This window comes from Paenibacillus sp. FSL R5-0912 (assembly GCF_000758605.1).
In the GTDB taxonomy this organism is placed as follows: Bacteria; Bacillota; Bacilli; order Paenibacillales; family Paenibacillaceae; genus Paenibacillus_AQ.
In genome coordinates this window covers 6,814,212-6,831,770 of the sequence record NZ_CP009282.1, presented here as the reverse complement: position 1 = coordinate 6,831,770, position 17,559 = coordinate 6,814,212, and the positions used below count along the sequence as shown (strand labels likewise).

Genomic DNA, 17,559 nt, shown 5'->3' with positions numbered 1-17,559 from the left:
GGACATAGATTTCTTTATATTCGACACCCGCGCCCTCTGCATGCAGCGGGTCTTTTTTTTGAAAGATGGAAACTTAATAAAACATAGTGAATTAATGAGAATTTTAACTTTTCAAATGACATGGTTTGTGAGAGAATAGGTACAATTCTTGATTGTTAACGTTTGCCATTATCTATTTAGAGGAGGAAATACCCATGTCAGAAGAACGCAAGCTGTCATTCGAAACCTTAACCGTTCATGCAGGCCAGGAGATTGATCCAACAACTTTAGCCCGTGCTGTACCGTTGTATCAGACCACATCCTACGGATTCCGTGATGCAGAGCATGCTGCCAATCTGTTCGCGCTCAAGGAATTCGGCAATATTTACACCCGGCTGATGAACCCGACCACCGATGTGTTTGAACAGCGTCTTGCGGCGCTGGAGGGCGGGGCCGGTGCGCTTGCGACGGCTTCCGGAGCAGCGGCTATTTCCTTCTCTATTCTAAATATCGCCGGCGCAGGGGATGAAATTGTATCCGCCGCCAGCCTGTATGGCGGGACCTATAATCTGTTCTCGACGACGCTGCCCAAGCTGGGAATTAAGGTGCATTTTGTCGATTCGGATAATCCGGAGAACTTCCGGGCAGCGATAACGGACAAAACCAAAGCGCTCTACGCCGAAACCATTGGTAATCCGCAAGGGAATGTGCTTGATATTGAAGCTGTAGCAGCCATCGCCCATGAGCATGGAATTCCGCTGATTGTCGACAATACCTTCCCAAGCCCTTATCTGCTGCGTCCGATTGAACACGGGGCGGATATTGTGGTGCACTCGGCAACCAAATTCATCGGGGGCCATGGCACCTCGATCGGCGGAATTATTGTGGACGGCGGCAAGTTTGACTGGAAGGCCAGCGGCAGATTCCCCGGCCTTACTGAACCCGACCCAAGCTATCATGGGGTAGTCTACACTGAAGCTGTAGGACCTATTGCTTATATCATCAAAGCTCGCGTACAGCTCCTTCGTGACCTGGGTGCAGCGATCTCGCCTTTCAACTCATGGCTGCTGCTGCAGGGACTCGAAACACTGCATTTGCGTCTGGAACGCCATAGCCAGAATGCGCTTAAGGTGGCCCAGTATCTGGAGGCTCACGATTCCGTGGAGTGGGTAAGCTATGCCGGTCTGCAGAGTCACCCTTCGTATGAGTTGGCACAGAAATACCTGCCCAAAGGCCAGGGTGCCATCCTTACCTTTGGAATCAAGGGCGGAGCGGCGGCAGGCGTCAAGCTGATTGAGAATGTGAAGCTGTTCTCCCATCTGGCTAATGTGGGCGATTCCAAGTCGCTGATCATCCATCCGGCAAGCACTACACATCAGCAGCTGTCAGACGAAGAGCAGATTACGGCCGGGGTTACTCCGGAGCTGCTGCGCTTGTCCATCGGTACGGAGTCGATCGACGATATCCTCTACGATCTGGAGCAGGCGATCGCTGCCAGCCAGCAGTCGTAACACGGATAGGCAGAAGCAGCGGATTGTTGCGAGCCAGGCGCCTCTGGCGGGATCTAGCAGGCATATGCCTGGCAGCATTGTATGGTAAAGGAATAAAATTATAGACCACTGTTTTATGCAGAACACTTGCATGAGATGGTGGTTTTTTTAGAAGTGGGGATGGATTGAGTCTGGGGGAGAAGGTGAGAGTGGGAGAAGCGGGAGAAGTGGGGCTTCTATTGCATTTTTTACAGCAGATATCGGCTGGATCACCCGGAAAAAGGCATCTGTTGCAGTTCGTACAGTAGAATCCCTTGAGAATGGCGTTTCTGCGGCATGAGCCGGAAATCCATTGTATGAAATACATTAGAACCAATTTTAGCGCATTAATATTGCGAAATCTGTTGTAGAAAGTGCATTTGCTGAACAAATATCCGACTTCTAAATACCGGATAGTTAATAACTATAGGATACCCATGCTGAAGAGTTCAAGTTGCGCGTATCCCCAAGTTCATCCTTCGCCGCCGTAATCATTTGATACCGTTTGCATATTTCAGGGCCTTTGCCAGTATTTATAGATTGAAGCATCGTAAAATGCCGGGGGCATCGCCTTAAGGGGAGCAGAGCCGGCAGCAATCCAAAGTTAAAAAGGTGGGTGCGATGATGAAAGGTGAACGTCTGCAGGATCAGAATCAAAATAATGAGGAGCGCCCGTTCAAGTATAATCCCGGCGACCGGACTATTGGCATGGAGATGAGCCAGTCTGCATCTGTTGCTTCCGCTGCAGCGGAATTTCTTCCCGACGGGGAGCGGCGTAAGAGTAATGGGAACATGAGCCGGACCTATTTCCGCCGTCCGGGCGAACGCCCAGCTTTTCTGGTGCTGCGCGACGGACTGGGTGACCGGTCCCTTCTTCGGGAGGAGCCCGGCATTTACCCTGCGGGTCCCTGTCTGATCCGCAGCGAGGAATGGTTGCTGGAGCCGGAGCTTGCGGCACTCTATTCGAGCTGGATGTCCTGCGGGGATGAGGGGCAGGCTGAGCGTATCCTGCAGCGGATTTATTATCGGCTGCGGGCTGCCGCTGCCGCGCTTCTGGAGTCGGCGGACGGTGTCTGGGCCGCAGTTGCTCTGCCCTATGCGCCGGAGCTTGCCGCCCGCCCGGCAAGACTGGCCGCGCTGCAGGATGCGCAGCTTGAAGCGCTGTTCGCCGCGGTGGCGGAGAGCCAGCGGCTGGGCGGCGACAGCCGCGTGGACCTGCTGGCGCCGTACCCCGCCAGCGCAGCCGAATTCGCAGCACAGCGCGAATTCATTGAGGGCGTGGCCGAGCAGACCCTCGGCCACGCTTACGCGGCAGCGTGCCGCATCGGGGCGCTCCTGCTCCCCGAGGTGGGGCGCGCTGCCGCGGGGGAAATCGCGCGCATCGCCGATTTCCTGGTGCTGGACGGCGCGGCCGGTGAAGCCGCGCTGAAGGAGAGCGCCGCCGAGGGCTTCGCCAAGGCGGCGGCTGAGGTGTTAGCCGCCGTGCGCCGGGTGAAGCCGGCGGCGGCGGTGCTCGCCGCGGGGGCACCGGCGGCGTACGCGCTGGCCGATCTGTATCAGATCGGCCTGAGCGGGATCTTCTGCAGCGCGGCCCAGCGGACCGAAGCGCTGCTCCGGGCGGCCTGCCTGACGTGGATCGCCCGGCAGGACAATATAGATGCTGCCGCCGGAGGATGGCAGTAGCAGCCGGTTAGACCGGTTGATCCCAATCCATCCATGCTGTCACCTTACTCAAACTGCTGCTAACGCCATAAGCACCGCCACTGTAACGCGCCTATAATCAGGCCTCTGCTGCTTGCGCCTCAATCCCAACGGTGCATCTCACTATATTCATACTGCTTGCCGCCAGCCGACATCAATACAATTACCGCAGACCCTCAGTGCCTAAGCGCATCTACTATAATAATAACCCGATTCCACCAGCCATCCAGGCTGTGTTGGAATCGGGTTTTATTATGCTCACAGATAGAAGGGGATAAAGGTCACTTAGGTAATAAAGGAATCTCGCTTTCCTGAGAATTAAGCTCAAATCAGCTTCTGCTTCAGTCCAAACGATGGCGTGAAATAGTATGTGTAAGGATCGGGGAGTCTAGTAAACGACAAAAAAGTAGGGTATCCTTGGGATTGCGAAGTCACCAAGAAAAAGAAGCCCTACTCAATGACCAGTATACAACAAAACCCGTTCAGTGATCTACTCGAAAATAGTCTCCAACGTTTTCTGAAAGAAAAAATAGACTCATGCTCTGTGAAGAAATCAAAAATCACCTGAGTGTCGAATATCCAGAAGAAGCAAACTCTCGCAACGGATATTACAGCACGGACGTGGGAAACGCATCACGGGCGCATCCCGGATTTACAGGTCCCACGGGATCGGCAAGGCCAGTTTCAGACGGAGCTATTTGTCCTGTACTGAATACAACATTATCCATATTAAATGAGCTAAAACTATGGATTGTTGTATGAAATACAGCATTTCTCATCCCCAAAGCCGCTCAGCGAGAGAATTCTTGTATTTCGTACAACAATCCTCTCAAACACCCAGGGATTCATGAATCAAAGTTGCAATTTGTACAACATTTCTCCTTACCGCGCCTGCAACCGTGTCTGTGCCCGCCCCCCGGAGCGCCACCGGTCGAATGATTATGAGCCATTCACAGCCCCCTAACAAACCCACAGCAATTCCTAACCCAGACGCACAGTAGCTCCTCCGGATATCCGGCATGCCTCGTCCCCGGCGGTGATCCATACATCCACTGCCGACGGATTATAGACCATCTCCCGGGAAGCGGAGAAGCGCAGTCCTTGTACAGCGGACAAGTAGTCGGCAATCTCGATATTGGTGGCGTACCAGATCTCTTCATGGCCGCCCATCATGGCGGCGAACTGCTCAAGCTCCTCCCAGTTATCATTGTCGTTGAATTCATAGCTGTGTCCCCATACATATAGCAGTTGCATATGGGAGAACCGGGGCTGCTCCTCCAGGAACTGTTTGCCCAGCGCCAGCATATCGCGGTGATGGCAGGTGGGATGCCAAGCCAGCAGGTTGTCCGGCAGGCTGAAGCTGCCATGGGACTTTACAGTACGTGAATATTCGATCCCCAGCGCCGGCAGAACGCTCAGCACCTGATCACTGTAATCCCCGAACGGATAGGACATGCCCCTTACGGGATAGCCGGCGAGGGCTTCCAGATGTCTGCGGTCTTGTAGAATCTCTTCGGCGATGCCCTCACGCGGGGTCATGGAGAGAAAGGGATGAGTGCTCGTATGTGCTGAAATCTCATGCCCCTCATAGAGGGAAGCCACTTCCTCTTCCGTGATGTAGCCCTCATTGCCGAAGAATCCTGAATTCAAATGGAATGAGCCCTTCAGCCCGTGCCGGTTATGAATCTCCACAAGCCGCCTGTCGTGGATTCTTCCATCATCCCAGCTTAATGTTAGCGCTTTAGTAACACCGCCCGGAAAAAGATCAAACTTGATTTTCATTACCTGTTAGCCTCCCCTGATTTCTCTCTATGTAGATTGAACTGGAAATTTATAATTTGGAATTTGTTACTGAATCCGTGAAGGACTTGGCCTTCGGGACGTTGCCAGTCTGCGGATCTCTTAAAAGTTAAGAATCATATGCTTCGCATAATAAATATTCCTTATCTTTCCCGCGGAAACGGATGCCGTTCTTTAAAAAGACGGCATCCGTTTCTACTTGATCCGCTTCCCCCATTATTAAATCTCTAGGTTCAATCTATAAAGAATTTGGTCGTGAGCATGTGTTCCTCCGAATGACGAATACAGCTCCATTATGAACAATGCCAGAAGTGAAAGCGATTAGCAAGATTCTTGTTAATGGACGGCATTCCGGCGCTTGACTACACTGAGGTTGCGAACAGGGCTAATCAGCCGGCCACAGGCTCTAGGCTCTAGGCAGGACATTAAGAAGGAGGAGCATTATGGAAGCAGTATCACGTACAACACTCGAAAAGCAGATCGCCCGTGTGATTGAGCGGATGAAGGATATGAAAGGCTCCATTCAGGAGACCGCTCCCATCGGCATTATCTCTATGGACAATTGGGAATGGCCGCAGGGAGTGGGGCTCTTCGCCTTATACAGCTATTACCGGGAAACCGCAGATGAAGAGATTCTGCATTATCTGACCGGATGGTTCGACAGCAAGCTTGACGGGGGCATTCCCGTAAAAAACGTCAATACGATGTGCCCGATGCTTACCTTAAGCTATCTGGCGGAGGAGACCGGACGCGCAGATTATCTGAAGCTGTGCCGGGAATGGCTGGATTATGTGCTGAATGACATGCCCCGCACAGAGGAAGCAGGCATTCAGCACGAGGTTACGGGCAGCCCGAATACCGGACAGCTCTGGGACGACACGCTGTATATGACGGTGCTGTTCGTAGCCCGGATGGGGATTGTACTGAAGGAGGAGGAGTGCATACAGGAGAGTATCCGCCAGTTTCTCGTCCATCTCAAATACCTGACCGATCCAGCAACAGGGCTATTCTTCCACGGGTGGACCTTCGAGGGGGGCCATCACTTTGCCCGGGCCTTGTGGGCACGCGGCAACTCCTGGTATACGGCGGGGCTGGTGGATTATCTGGAGATGGTGGAGCTGCCGCCGGGTGTGAGCAGCTTCCTGCTGTCCTCGCTGGAGCGGCAGGTACGCAAGCTGCTTGAGCTGCAGACGCCGGAAGGCGCGTGGCATACCTTGCTGGACGACAGCGGCTCCTATCTGGAGACCTCGGCTACCGCCGCTTTTGCTTACGGCATGCTGAAGGCAGTGCGGCAGGGGCTGCTGGATGAGAGCTGCCGCAAGCCTGCCCTGGCAGCTCTTCACTATGTGCTGGGCCAGATTGATGAAGAAGGGATAGTACAGGGAGTATCGTACGGAACGGGTATGGGAGCTACGCTTCAGGACTACCGCGAGATTCCGGTCTGTCCGATGCCCTACGGGCAATCCATGACGCTACTGCTGCTGGTGGAGGCGATGAAGCATGGTTGATTCCGCCAAGCGCAAGGTCATAGGGTTGCCGGGACTGGACCGGATTGCCTTCCATAACGTTGCTGAACTGGAGGAGGCCGGCGGGTACGGCGTGTATCTGCGCCGTATTCCCCGCAGCGTCAGAGAGCAGCTGAATGAGCGGGGCCGGTTCATCGCCGGGGAAGCGGGCGGCTGTGAGCTTCGTTTCGTTACAGCCGCCCCGAACATCCGGGTAACCCTGTCTTTGCCGGAGGCGGATGGCTGTGTGACCGTATTCAAGGGCGGACTGTTCCATTCCAGGCATGAGCTTCAGGCAGGGACCATCCGCACGCTTCAGTTAAGCGAGCCGCCGCGGCTGGCGATGGCTGACCGCAAGCTGCTGATGGGAACGGGCTTTGCACCGGAGGTGTGGCGCATATGCTTCGGACGGTATGCCTGCGTGGTCTGCGGCATTGAGACCTTCGGCCATCCGCTCCGCCCGCCGGAGGAAGGAGAGACTCCCCGGAAGCGCTGGATTGCTTACGGCTCATCCATTACCAATGGTGAGAACAGCAGCCTGCCGTACATCGGCCAAGCGGCAAGAAGGCTGGCTGCCGATGTGCTGAATCTGGGCATGAGCGGCTCCTGCCAGTGCGAACGGGAGATGAGTGATTTTCTTGCAGAGCAGCAGGACTGGTCTTTCATGACGCTGGAGCTGGGCGTAAATATGCGCGATCATATGCCGGCGGACGAATTCCGTGAGCGGAGCGGCTATCTGCTGGACCGGCTGGTTAGCAGGCATCCGGAGAAGCCGGTGGCGGTTATTACGATTTATCCCAACTTTGCGAATTTCCCGGCCAGCGGGATTGCGGACAAGGATATCCGGTTTAACGGGATTCTGCGCAGTCACGTACAGCGCCTGTCACACCCTAAGCTGAGCCTGATTGAAGGAAGCCGGGTGCTGGATGACCTTAGCGGGTTGTCCTGTGATCTGATTCATCCCGGGGATGACGGACATATCCGGATGGGGGAGAATTTGGCCCGGGAGCTGGGCGGAATCCTGTAACTCCAGGCTGCATAAGGGTTCAGCGGCGATTAACAGGTAAACTGAATATTGCCGTAACCTGCCGAAGCGGCTATGGTGAGGACATGAAACGGCCATTTCAGCTCAACAGCAACATGTTCAGAAGCAAAAACAGGCAAGCGAAAGGAGGCACCGAGATGAAAGCGAATAGAGCAAGCGAAGCGGTGCTGCGGATGGATACTCTGCGGAAGACGGGAAGCAAGCGCTTCTGGCAGACCCGCCGGTTCAAGAACAATCTGCCGCTGTGGGTCATGTTCGTTCCGGTCATCGCGTTCTATATCATTTTCAAATACACGCCCATGCTGGGACTGGTCATTGCCTTCAAAAATTATACCTTCTATGAGGGGGTATGGGGCAGCCAGTGGGTCGGCATGGACAATTTCACCAATCTGTTCACCCAGGCGCAATCGGTGCAGATTATCCGCAATACGCTTGTGCTCAGTATATTGTCAGTGCTGGTCAGCTTTCCGTTTCCGATTGCCCTGGCGATTATGCTGAATGAAGTCCGGAACAAGTTTTTCAAAAAATCAGTCCAGACGCTGGTGTATCTGCCCTATTTCTTCTCCTGGGTCATTGTCGGCGGACTGGTAGTGACGATCTTTGCCCAGACCGGGGTGGCCAATGTGCTGGTCGAGAAGCTGTCCGGCAAGCCGTTTCCGTTCCTCTTCAAAGAGTGGTCCTGGGTATCCATCTTCCTCGGCTCGGGAATCTGGAAGGATGCGGGCTTCAATGCGATTATCTATCTGGCTGCACTGACTTCCATTGACCCCAGCCTCTATGAAGCGGCGAGCATGGACGGAGCGGGCAAATGGAAGCAGATCCGCAACATCACACTGCCCGGGATCAGCCCGACCATTGTCATTATGCTGATTCTCGCCATGGGACGGGTGATGGAGGTAGGCTTCGACCATGTATATGTGCTCCAGAACTCGATTGTATCGGGGATCTCCGAGGTTATAAGTACGTACATCTACGCGATTGGACTACAGGGAGGGCAGTTCAGCCTGACGGCTGCACTGGGAATGTTCGATTCCCTCGTAGCGCTGACCCTGGTGCTGATATCCAACGCCATTGCCCGGCGCTTCAATAAAGGCTTGTGGTAACAGGAGGACACTATGCAAAGTACAAAAGGTGAAAAAGTATTCTACGGCTTCAATTATCTGCTGCTGACGCTCGCAGGCATTCTCTGTCTGCTGCCGCTGCTCCATCTCGCCTCCCTGTCCCTCAGCGGCAAGGACGCGGTGCTCTCCGGTTTTGTCACCCTATGGCCGGTGGAGTTCACACTTAGCTCTTATACCATGCTCTTCGAGGGAACGCCGGTAGTGCGTGCCTTTGGCAACAGTCTCCTGATTACCCTGGTTGGTGTGGCGGCCAGCATGCTGTTCACTATCTTTGCCGCCTATCCCTTGTCCCGCCGTGATTTCTACGGAAGACGCACGCTGACCCTGGCGATTGTGTTCACGATGCTGTTTACGGGCGGCCTGATCCCGACCTATCTCGTGGTCAGCAGTCTCGGACTGGTCGATTCTTACGCGGCACTTTGGCTGCCGGCTCTGGTAAGCACTTATAATATGATGATCATGCGTTCCTTTTTCGAGAACATTCCGGAGGAGCTGGTGGAAGCGGCCAGAATTGACGGCTCCGGTGAATGGCGGCTGCTGGCGGGGATTATTCTTCCGCTGTCCCTGCCTGTGCTGGCGACGATCGGACTCTTTTACGGCGTGTATTACTGGAACTCGTTCTTCAACGTAATGATCTACATGAACAGTCCGGAGAAAATCAATCTGACGGTTCTGATCCAGCAGATGGTGAAGAGCCAGGCCGTCCTGCAGGAGCTGAATACCATGAACTCGCAGGAGGTCGTCAATATTACACCGGAGGGCATCAAGGCCGCCGGGATTATGGTTATGGTCATTCCGATGCTGATTGTGTATCCGCTGTTGCAGCGGTATTTTGTCAAAGGCGTAACCATCGGTGCCATCAAAGGCTGATCATCGCTGCTCATATCCGTAAGTACAAGAACATCATTATAGGAGGGTCACATCCATATGTCCAAACCCATTTGGCTTAGAAAAACAACTGCTGCCGGTGCAGCATCCCTGATGCTCGCTATCGCTGTCACAGGCTGCGGCGGCAATAATGCTGCTTCCCAGGGCGGAGACTCGAACAAGGAAGGAACACCTGAGAAACGCGGGTCGATCACCGTCTCTTTGTATGACCGCGGCACGGTACCTGCAGAAGAGGGGACGATGAGCGACAACCGCTGGACAAAATGGGTCAATGAGAACGGGCCGGTTAATGTGAAATACGTTACGGTGCCGCGTTTCGAATCCCTGCAGAAGTTCAATGTGCTGTTCGCATCGAAGTCGGCCCCCGACCTGATCTTTGAATTTGATACCGCTTACCAGGGACAGCTCTACAACCAGAAGCAGCTCCTTCCGCTGGATGACCTGATTGCGGGTAGCAGTACGGAATATAAGGCGATGCTGGAGAAGTATCCGGCGCTCCGCAAGGCAGGCACGATGGCGGACGGCAAGCTGTACACGGTGGGACGTCCGATCCAGTTCGGTCCGCAGCATTACCTGTTTATCCGCAATGACTGGCTGAAAAAGCTGGACCTGCAGGTTCCCACTACCCCGGAGGAGCTGCTGAAGGTGGCGAAAGCGTTCACTGAACAGGACCCGGACGGCAACGGCAAAGCGGATACGCAGGGGACCGGGCTCAGCTTCGTAGCCGGAATTATTCTGAACAACATGTTCGGCACCGGGTTTACGCTGTTCGGCGAGGATCAATACCCTTGGGTACTGGAGAATGACAAGGTTGTGCATGACTGGGACCGGATCAAGGCGGCGATCTCCTTCCAGAAGGAGCTGTATGCGGCGGGTGTGGCGGATAAGGATTTCGTCACCGACAAGAACGGCGAGAAGCAGAAGCAGGACTGGATCTCCGGCAAGCTGGGGATATACGGGGGCAACGGGGCCGATGTCAGTACGTATGAGACGCTGAAAAAGAATGTCCCTGAAGCCGAGGTCATTCCGATTGCCCTGCCGACAACGGAATTCGGGCAGTTCAGCCCGACGCTGACCACTCCGATTCAGATGACCGGCATGGTGAATGCCGCGGCCAAAGATCCGGAATCCGTCATGAAGATGATTGATTTCATGGTTACAAGTGAATACACCACTACGATTCAGAACGGTATCGAGGGCGTGCATTACAACAAGACAGCCGACGGCCGCGCTGAGGTGATCGATCCGGAGAAGAACAAAAAGGAGCTGGAGTACAACCGCGATATGGGCATGCTCACTCCGCTGATCGGCAAGAATTATGGGCTGAAGAACAAGGTGAACCCTACAACGGCTGAGCAGGATTTCATCGCAATCTATGAAATGGCCGAGAAGCTGTACATGAACCCGGACCGTCCGATCGTCGGTATTACGCAAAAGGCCTTCCTGCCGCTGCTGCCGCAGGATCTGACCCAGATCAACACCAATGCGAATAAAACAATCCTCGACCGGGCCATGCAGGCCATCGTCAGCTCCGATCCGGCTTCGGTGGACCAGTTCATTGAGGAAGCCAAGGGAGTCTGGGAGAAGGCCGGCGGAACCAAGGTCGATGAGTTCTATGCAACCTGGTATCAGGATAATAAAGCGGATGCCATCATGCTGAAGGATATTTATGAGATGGGCAAGCAGCTAAGCGCGGCTGAATAAATGTGAATTCCAGCATAGGGGGCGGACGGAGTTGAATAATCAGGTCAGAGAGATTCTGGAGCAGAGCTATGCGGCTGCCTCGGAGGATATTGTGGTCGAGGAGGGGCTGGTCCGTTACGACTGGCCGGGTCATACCCGGCAGGTCTCCAAGCTGCCGTACTGCCACGAAGCCCGGTTCTCGGCTGGGTATTATGCTTACGGCACATTGCTGGGTCGGCTGGATGAACAGGCCGGACTGGAGATGCTTGAAGCGATTGCCGGGCTGCAGTTTACAGACCCGGAGCATCCGGATTACGGAGGGTTTCTCTGGTACCGGGAGGAGAGCATGATTCAGGATTCCAATGCGGCGTTTTTTATCCTCATGCCGCTTGTCGTTGTACGTCTCTGTGATCCCGGTGTATTCCCGGACAGTCACCTGGAGGTGATCCAGCGGATGTTCAGCCATGCGGCGGCCTGGTTCTCTCAGGAATGCCGGACGCCGGAGCTGTTCTACCCGAACAAGACGATGAGCGACGGCGCCATGCTGCTGGCCATCGCACACTTCCTGGGTGAGCCTGAGTCTCTGCAGACCGCAATCGCTTACTTCCGCAGATGGGAAGAATATACGGTCCGCCGGGGCTGGGGCTGGGGGGAGAACATCAGCCTGGTCTATCAAGGGGTGATGATGAATGCGCTGAGGATTGCCGGTTCTGTTCTGCAGGAGCATGACCGGGAGCTCGCCGGACGGCTGTCAGAGCGGATGGAGGCACTGAAGAACATTCTTGTCTTCCATGACGGCGGGGAACTGGTTCCGTCCATCCGCAGCTACAACTTCCGGGGAGAGACGAAGCGGCAGAGCCTGCTGTGGCCGATTGCCGGTGTGACGGGGCTGGGCCGTCTGGTAGAAGAGAAGTTTTCACTCAATGATGTGGCAACGCTGCTCCTGTTCGAAGATGATTTCCTTCAGGGAGTAGACTCTCCGTCTGCGCAGCCTGTGCCCAGGGTTCTTGAGGAGCGGATCTTCGATGCTGCCCGTTCCTATACCTGGATCGGACAGCATACCCGTCTGGGCAGCATCAACCGCTTCCCGGTCATGCCCGGAAGCTACCAGCATCCCACCTGGGGGCTGGGCTGGCAGAGCTTCCCGGTCAGCTTCAGCGTGAAGGATCAGCAGGTGTCCTATCTGCGCTGGTATGTGGATGATTCCGCATCGGTGCGGACACATCCGGCGGAGGATTACCGCACGGCCTATCTGATGCCTGCGCTGTTTGCGGAACCGCTGTACCCGGAGGTGGAGACACGTTCGGCCCAGCAGGGCAATGCCCTGCTGGTGGTCCGCAGCATGACCCGGCTGCATAACCGGGCAGCCGAGATTGCGGATGAATGGGTCATCCACCGCTATGACGGAGAAATAGCGCGTGTAATGAATACAGCCGGGGACAAGGAATGGCTGGTGCTGCATTATCCGGGCTGTGCGGTGGCGATCACAGCGCTGAGGGGTATTTGTGCCGGGGCGGAGGCGCGCGCCGGGCTGCCTGTTACGGTGGTGCGGGAGGAAGGGAGGATCAGGCTCCGCCAGGTCCTCTATTCCGGGGACAGCACCGTTCTGGCGCAGCCCCGCCTGGAAGCGGGCTGGGCGGTGATATGTCTGGACGAAGCAGCGGAAGCTGGTGATGTCCGCAGGCTGCTGGATACGGTGCGGATCGATGACTTCGAGACGGATGACCGTGAGGTGCCGCGGGAGCCTTGGGCCCGGGCGCGGGACATTGTGCTGGCGGCGGGCAATCAGCCGCCGGTTCAGCTCAGCGTTGATCCTTACGCACCGTAACAACGCAGTTCAAGCCGATTAATGTAATGACTGACGTATGCTTACTCTTAATTGCACTTTGTACAACTAAATCGTCTGATGTACCACCGAATATCTGTTTAGTTGTATTTCATACAATTAAACTGCCATTTGCACCTTGGCTTCACCCATTCGGGCAGATTTAGTTGTACAGACTACAGCTATAAGAGGGCAAGCCTTCCTTTTGACTGTTTTTAATTGCACATTATACAACTATCATTGATATCATTGAATGTTCACTTCAAATTAAACTTCATAAATTGCTGCATGGTTGAATGAATTCACTTCTGTAGCTCTAATGTTGTACTAGAACCGCTATACTTGCTTCCATACGGAAAGGTGGCTATTATGAGAAAATCAAGTCCAAAATCATATTTTGTATACGCTATCATTATGATTCTGCTGATGGGCCTGCTCCCGGCAGACCTTGGTTCTGTGGCCCGGGCGGATAGTAATTATAAGCTGGAGGAGACCTTTGAATCTTATAGTCCCGGTGCGAAGCCGGCCGGCTGGTCGATCAAGACGCCGCCGCAGGGGGTGAGCGTGGCTGTGCAGGCCTGGGAAGGCTATGCCGGCAAGCTGCTGGAGCTTCATCAGGCAGCCAAAACGGCAAGCAGCTACAATATAAGCAGATCCGTTACGGATGTTACGTACAGAAGCATGTTAAGTTATTCGTTCCGAGCAGAGCAGACGGGAGCGGTGATCTACCTGCCTACCCCGCAGAGCGGTTCTGTTCCGCTAGTGAAATTCGCAATTAACAATGGCGCATTCAGCTATATGAAGAAAGGTGCCGGATCATGGACCTCAGTGCTGCCAATTTCGGCCGGCGTATGGTATGATCTGCGCCTGGCGCTCGACGGCGGCAGCCACAGCTTCGATCTGTCCATTGACGGCAGCCGTCTACTAACGAATGAGCCGATGGCCGAGGGAGGAGCATTAACCTCCTTCTATATGGGATTTTACAAGGACAGCATCGGCAAGATAGGCTTTGACAATTTTATTGTAAGCGGATACAAGAAGGCGATAAGTGCAGCCTTCTCCCAGGCGGCTTACGAGCTGCGCAGAGGCGCCAAGCTGCCATTGCCGCTCCAGTTCACACCTGCGGATGCTACGGATCAGAGCGCTGTCTGGTCTACCGGCAATGCAGAGGTGGCAGCGGTGGATGGCAACGGTATTGTGACAGGCATCCGTCAGGGAGTCACTACGGTGACGGCACAGCCGAATGAGGGGCTTCCGGCGGTAACGGCTACGGTAGCTGTGTATGAAGATCCGATCACGGCCATCATGCTGGCTCCGCTGGAGCGGACGGTGCCCGCAGGCTCCCGTGTGCTGTTACATGCCTCGGTAACCCCACAGGACAATACCGATACAGGCATCCGGTGGGGAACGGAGGACGGGAGTATTGCTGCGGTGGACCGCTACGGAGAGCTGACGGGGGTAAGCGCCGGAACAACTACCGTGTTCGTCACGGATGAGACGGGCAGCGTGCGCGCTGAGACTTCCGTTATTGTGACTGGACGTACAACCGGCCAAGAGCTGTATGTCGCCCCTGGCGGGGACGACAGCAATAACGGCACGGAAGCTGCTCCCTTCCGGACGGTTGCCCGGGCACAGGAAGCGGTCCGCCTGCTGAATGAGGATATGGACTCTGACATCATCGTCAATCTGCGGGAAGGGACCTATACTCTGTCAGAGCCGCTGGAATTCACACCGGAGGATTCAGGGACGAACGGGTATTTTGTCACTTACCGCAGCTACCCCGGGGAGCAGGCAGCCATCAGCGGCGGGCGGCCTGTCACTGGCTGGACGGTGTTCGACAGCGCCAAAGGCATCTACCGGGCGAATGCCGGAACCGGCCTTACGACACGCCAGCTGTTCATAGACGGCATCCGGGCGGTCCGGGCGCGGAGCGCCGCGGGGCTCGTGAATCCGGTGAAGACTGCAACCGGCTATACCTCTGATAATACGGAGCTGGCCGGATGGGGCAATACTAGCGATATGGAAATGGTATTCAACGAGCTGTGGACGAATTCCCGGATCAAGGTGGAGTCTATAACTTCATCCGGCGGCAAAGCGCAGATCGGCCTCCAGGAGCCGGGCCGGAGCGCAGTCTTCAACCGGGGATTAACTTCGGCAACAGTACCTGTGTACTACGAGAATGCTTTTGAGCTGCTGGATGAGCCTGGAGAATGGTACTACAACCGGGTAGAAGGCATGCTGTACTACAAGCCTCGCGCCTGGGAGGATCTGTCCACGGCTGACGTTGTAGTTCCGGTGCTGGAGCAGCTTGCTACCGTTTACGGGATATCGGCTGATGAACCGGTGCGCAATCTGAATTTTGAAGGCCTGAAGTTTATGTATACCACCTGGAACCGTCCGAGTACGGCAGCGGGACATTCCGATTCGCAGAATAACCATCTGCGTTATCCGTCCATCTCCGATGAGCTGACCGATGCTGCGGTGATGCTGGAGCTGACCAATACCGTGAATTTCCGCAATAATGAGTTCACCAAGCTCGGCATTACAGCGGTGCGGATGCAGAACGGCGTTCAGAACAGCCGGATTGAAGGCAACCGCTTCTATGATATCTCAGGCAGTGCGCTGAATGTGGGGCAGCCGAACTCTGGGGACCGGAATATCTACCATCCGGCAGACCACAGGCTGCTGATGAAGAATAATGATGTGCTGAACAATGTGATTCATGATATCGGCATCGACTACAAATCGGCATCTGCCGTATCTGCGGGATATCCGGTAGATATGGACATCAGTCATAATGAAATGTACAATCTGCCCTACAGCGGAACGCATATCGGCTATGGCTGGGATAAGTTGTTCGATGCCGCTACCCGGAACGTGAAGATTCAGAATAATCTGATCTATGATCTCATGGGAATGGGCTTGCGTGATGGAGGAGCCATCTACAGTCTTGGACCTACCGGGGCCACAGCGGCTGAGAAAAATCTGGTCAGCGGCAATTACATCCGCAACCAGATGGACGGCAACTCCGCCCTCTATACGGATGAAGGCTCCGCCTACTGGAAATTTGAGCATAATGTGATCGACCTGAAGGATACGCCGCTGTGGCATTCACCGCTCCGCTGGGCGATGGCGTATGTGCCGACGATCCATGACGTGGATTTCGTGAACAACTACACAACAACGGACGGCTATACCAACAATGGCCGCAAGGTTCTGTTTGCCGACAATACAGTCCAGCCGGACGCCCAGTGGCCTCAGGCGGCCATGCCGATCATTGACCAGGCCGGGCTTCGGCCGGAATATGCCTCTGCAGCGGAAGGGCAGGTCAGCCGCTGGAGTCTGGCCCCGGTCAAGCTGACTGCAGGAGGCAGTGAACAGGTCTCCATTCAGGCCATGGACGGCAAAGACAGGCCGCAAGGCAAGGAAACCAGCAGCTTCTATTACAACAGCCTCGATCCGGCCGTGGCCTCCGTTAATGCCACTGGTGAGGTGACCGGACTCAGCCAGGGGCAGACGAAGCTTATCGTAAGCATCATTAACGGCTCCATCCTGCGGACAATCACTACGGATGTATTCGTGGGAGACACCTTAGCCGCTGTCCGTCTGGAAGGACATGACGGCAATGTGGCGTATGTTCATGAAGGCGCGGACATGCAGCTGCAGCCTTACGGCGAGACATTGTTCGGCAACCGCGAGGAGCTGGAGGAGGTCACGTATACAAGTAGCGATCCTTCCATCGTCAGTGTCAGCGGAAACGGCCTGTTAACGGCGCATCAGACCGGATCGGCAACCCTGACGCTGTCGGCCGGTTATCTTGGCACCGTGACGCAGGGACAATATGAGGTTAAGGTGTGGAATGAGGCCAGCACCTACGATCATACTCTGATGGCGGAACTGCAGGACCCGGAGGGCTGGTATGTATCGGCAACCGCCAACGGGCTGAAGGAGACCGGGGCAGATAGCCTTACGCTGAGGGCTCCCGGTGGCCATGCCATCTACCAGAACCGCAAGTACCAGAATGAGCTGCTGGATTTCAATATGAAGATCAATGACAGCGCGGTCTCGTCCAATTGGTATGCCTTGATGCTGAATAATCAGAGCAAGGAACTGAGCTATAGTACCGGTAGTATGTACCTGGTGGTTATAGGGACATCGGGTATTGAGCTGCACCGCTTCAACGAAGGGGTGCGGACGGTGATCTACGGCAAGATTGACGGCCTGACCAGTCTGGGCGGGCCGGCTATTCCGAATACAGCCATAACCTTCGGGGAGCAGAGCCGCGTTCAGCTTGGCGCTTTTCAAGAGTCCGGGGGTGTGCGCCTGATCCTGAAGGCTGACGGAGTACAGGTATTTAGTTATCTGGATACCGCAGCAGGGGCGATTGGAGAAGCGGGGTACTTCGGGCTGATCTCCCGCAATGCAAGCACGGAACTGGGTTACTGACAGACTACAATTATGAATCCGGCCCCGTAGCCAATAT

General features: G+C 55.1%; 10 protein-coding genes and 1 pseudogene. 10 read left to right on the top strand and 1 reads right to left on the bottom strand.

The annotated features are described in order from the left end of the window. The first annotated feature begins 194 nt into the window (after positions 1 to 194). The 3 genes and pseudogenes from R50912_RS28850 to R50912_RS36530 all read left to right on the top strand — a co-directional run. Positions 195 to 1,490, top strand: a complete 1,296-nt coding sequence (locus R50912_RS28850; RefSeq protein ID WP_042239778.1) for a homocysteine synthase — start codon at positions 195 to 197, stop codon at positions 1,488 to 1,490. A 639-nt stretch (positions 1,491 to 2,129) separates the two neighbouring features. Continuing rightward, a complete protein-coding gene (locus tag R50912_RS28845; RefSeq protein ID WP_156123395.1) occupies positions 2,130 to 3,191 on the top strand; it encodes a hypothetical protein in 1,062 nt (353 codons plus the stop codon). A 475-nt stretch (positions 3,192 to 3,666) separates the two neighbouring features. Beyond that, a pseudogene (locus tag R50912_RS36530) lies at positions 3,667 to 3,918 on the top strand (transposase); the annotation flags it as partial. A 272-nt stretch (positions 3,919 to 4,190) separates the two neighbouring features. Here R50912_RS36530 and R50912_RS28840 read toward each other — a convergent pair. Next, positions 4,191 to 4,991, bottom strand: coding sequence for a polysaccharide deacetylase family protein (locus R50912_RS28840; protein ID WP_042239773.1), 801 nt, complete (start codon positions 4,989 to 4,991; stop codon positions 4,191 to 4,193). A 461-nt stretch (positions 4,992 to 5,452) separates the two neighbouring features. Here R50912_RS28840 and bglB point away from each other — a divergent pair, with 461 nt between their 5' ends. From bglB to R50912_RS28805, 7 genes are all read left to right on the top strand, one after another. Further along, complete coding sequence (gene bglB, locus R50912_RS28835) at positions 5,453 to 6,517, top strand: beta-galactosidase BglB (RefSeq protein ID WP_042239771.1); 1,065 nt, start codon at positions 5,453 to 5,455, stop codon at positions 6,515 to 6,517. After that, the gene (locus R50912_RS28830) at positions 6,510 to 7,541 is read left to right on the top strand and encodes an SGNH/GDSL hydrolase family protein (protein WP_042239770.1); all 1,032 of its coding nucleotides are present in this window, start codon (positions 6,510 to 6,512) and stop codon (positions 7,539 to 7,541) included. The genes bglB and R50912_RS28830 overlap by 8 nt, the downstream gene beginning before the upstream one ends. Positions 7,542 to 7,732: 191 nt before the next feature. Further along, positions 7,733 to 8,662 (top strand): ABC transporter permease, encoded by a 930-nt coding sequence (locus R50912_RS28825; RefSeq protein ID WP_042243556.1) that lies wholly within the window; start codon positions 7,733 to 7,735, stop codon positions 8,660 to 8,662. 12 nt (positions 8,663 to 8,674) lie between these two features. Then, positions 8,675 to 9,550: a carbohydrate ABC transporter permease gene (locus R50912_RS28820; protein ID WP_042239768.1), complete on the top strand. Its 876-nt coding sequence runs from the start codon at positions 8,675 to 8,677 to the stop codon at positions 9,548 to 9,550. A gap of 57 nt (positions 9,551 to 9,607) precedes the next feature. After that, positions 9,608 to 11,272 (top strand): extracellular solute-binding protein, encoded by a 1,665-nt coding sequence (locus tag R50912_RS28815; RefSeq protein ID WP_042239767.1) that lies wholly within the window; start codon positions 9,608 to 9,610, stop codon positions 11,270 to 11,272. A gap of 31 nt (positions 11,273 to 11,303) precedes the next feature. Next, entirely contained in the window at positions 11,304 to 13,079 is a 1,776-nt protein-coding gene (locus R50912_RS28810) for a hypothetical protein (protein WP_042239765.1), read from the top strand. 366 nt (positions 13,080 to 13,445) lie between these two features. Continuing rightward, on the top strand, positions 13,446 to 17,522 hold the full coding sequence (locus R50912_RS28805; RefSeq protein ID WP_042239763.1) for an Ig-like domain-containing protein: 4,077 nt from the start codon (positions 13,446 to 13,448) through the stop codon (positions 17,520 to 17,522). Positions 17,523 to 17,559: the final 37 nt, after the last annotated feature.

What these genes read in the sequence shown, in the direction of transcription:
- R50912_RS28820 (WP_042239768.1), top strand. Translation starts at nt 8,675, where the DNA reads ATGCAAAGTACAAAAGGTGAAAAAGTATTCTACGGCTTCAATTATCTG.
- R50912_RS28830 (WP_042239770.1), top strand. Translation starts at nt 6,510, where the DNA reads ATGGTTGATTCCGCCAAGCGCAAGGTCATAGGGTTGCCGGGACTGGAC.
- R50912_RS28815 (WP_042239767.1), top strand. Translation starts at nt 9,608, where the DNA reads ATGTCCAAACCCATTTGGCTTAGAAAAACAACTGCTGCCGGTGCAGCA.
- bglB (WP_042239771.1), top strand. Translation starts at nt 5,453, where the DNA reads ATGGAAGCAGTATCACGTACAACACTCGAAAAGCAGATCGCCCGTGTG.
- R50912_RS28845 (WP_156123395.1), top strand. Translation starts at nt 2,130, where the DNA reads ATGATGAAAGGTGAACGTCTGCAGGATCAGAATCAAAATAATGAGGAG.
- R50912_RS28850 (WP_042239778.1), top strand. Translation starts at nt 195, where the DNA reads ATGTCAGAAGAACGCAAGCTGTCATTCGAAACCTTAACCGTTCATGCA.
- R50912_RS28840 (WP_042239773.1), bottom strand. Translation starts at nt 4,991, where the DNA reads ATGAAAATCAAGTTTGATCTTTTTCCGGGCGGTGTTACTAAAGCGCTA.
- R50912_RS28825 (WP_042243556.1), top strand. Translation starts at nt 7,733, where the DNA reads ATGGATACTCTGCGGAAGACGGGAAGCAAGCGCTTCTGGCAGACCCGC.
- R50912_RS28805 (WP_042239763.1), top strand. Translation starts at nt 13,446, where the DNA reads ATGAGAAAATCAAGTCCAAAATCATATTTTGTATACGCTATCATTATG.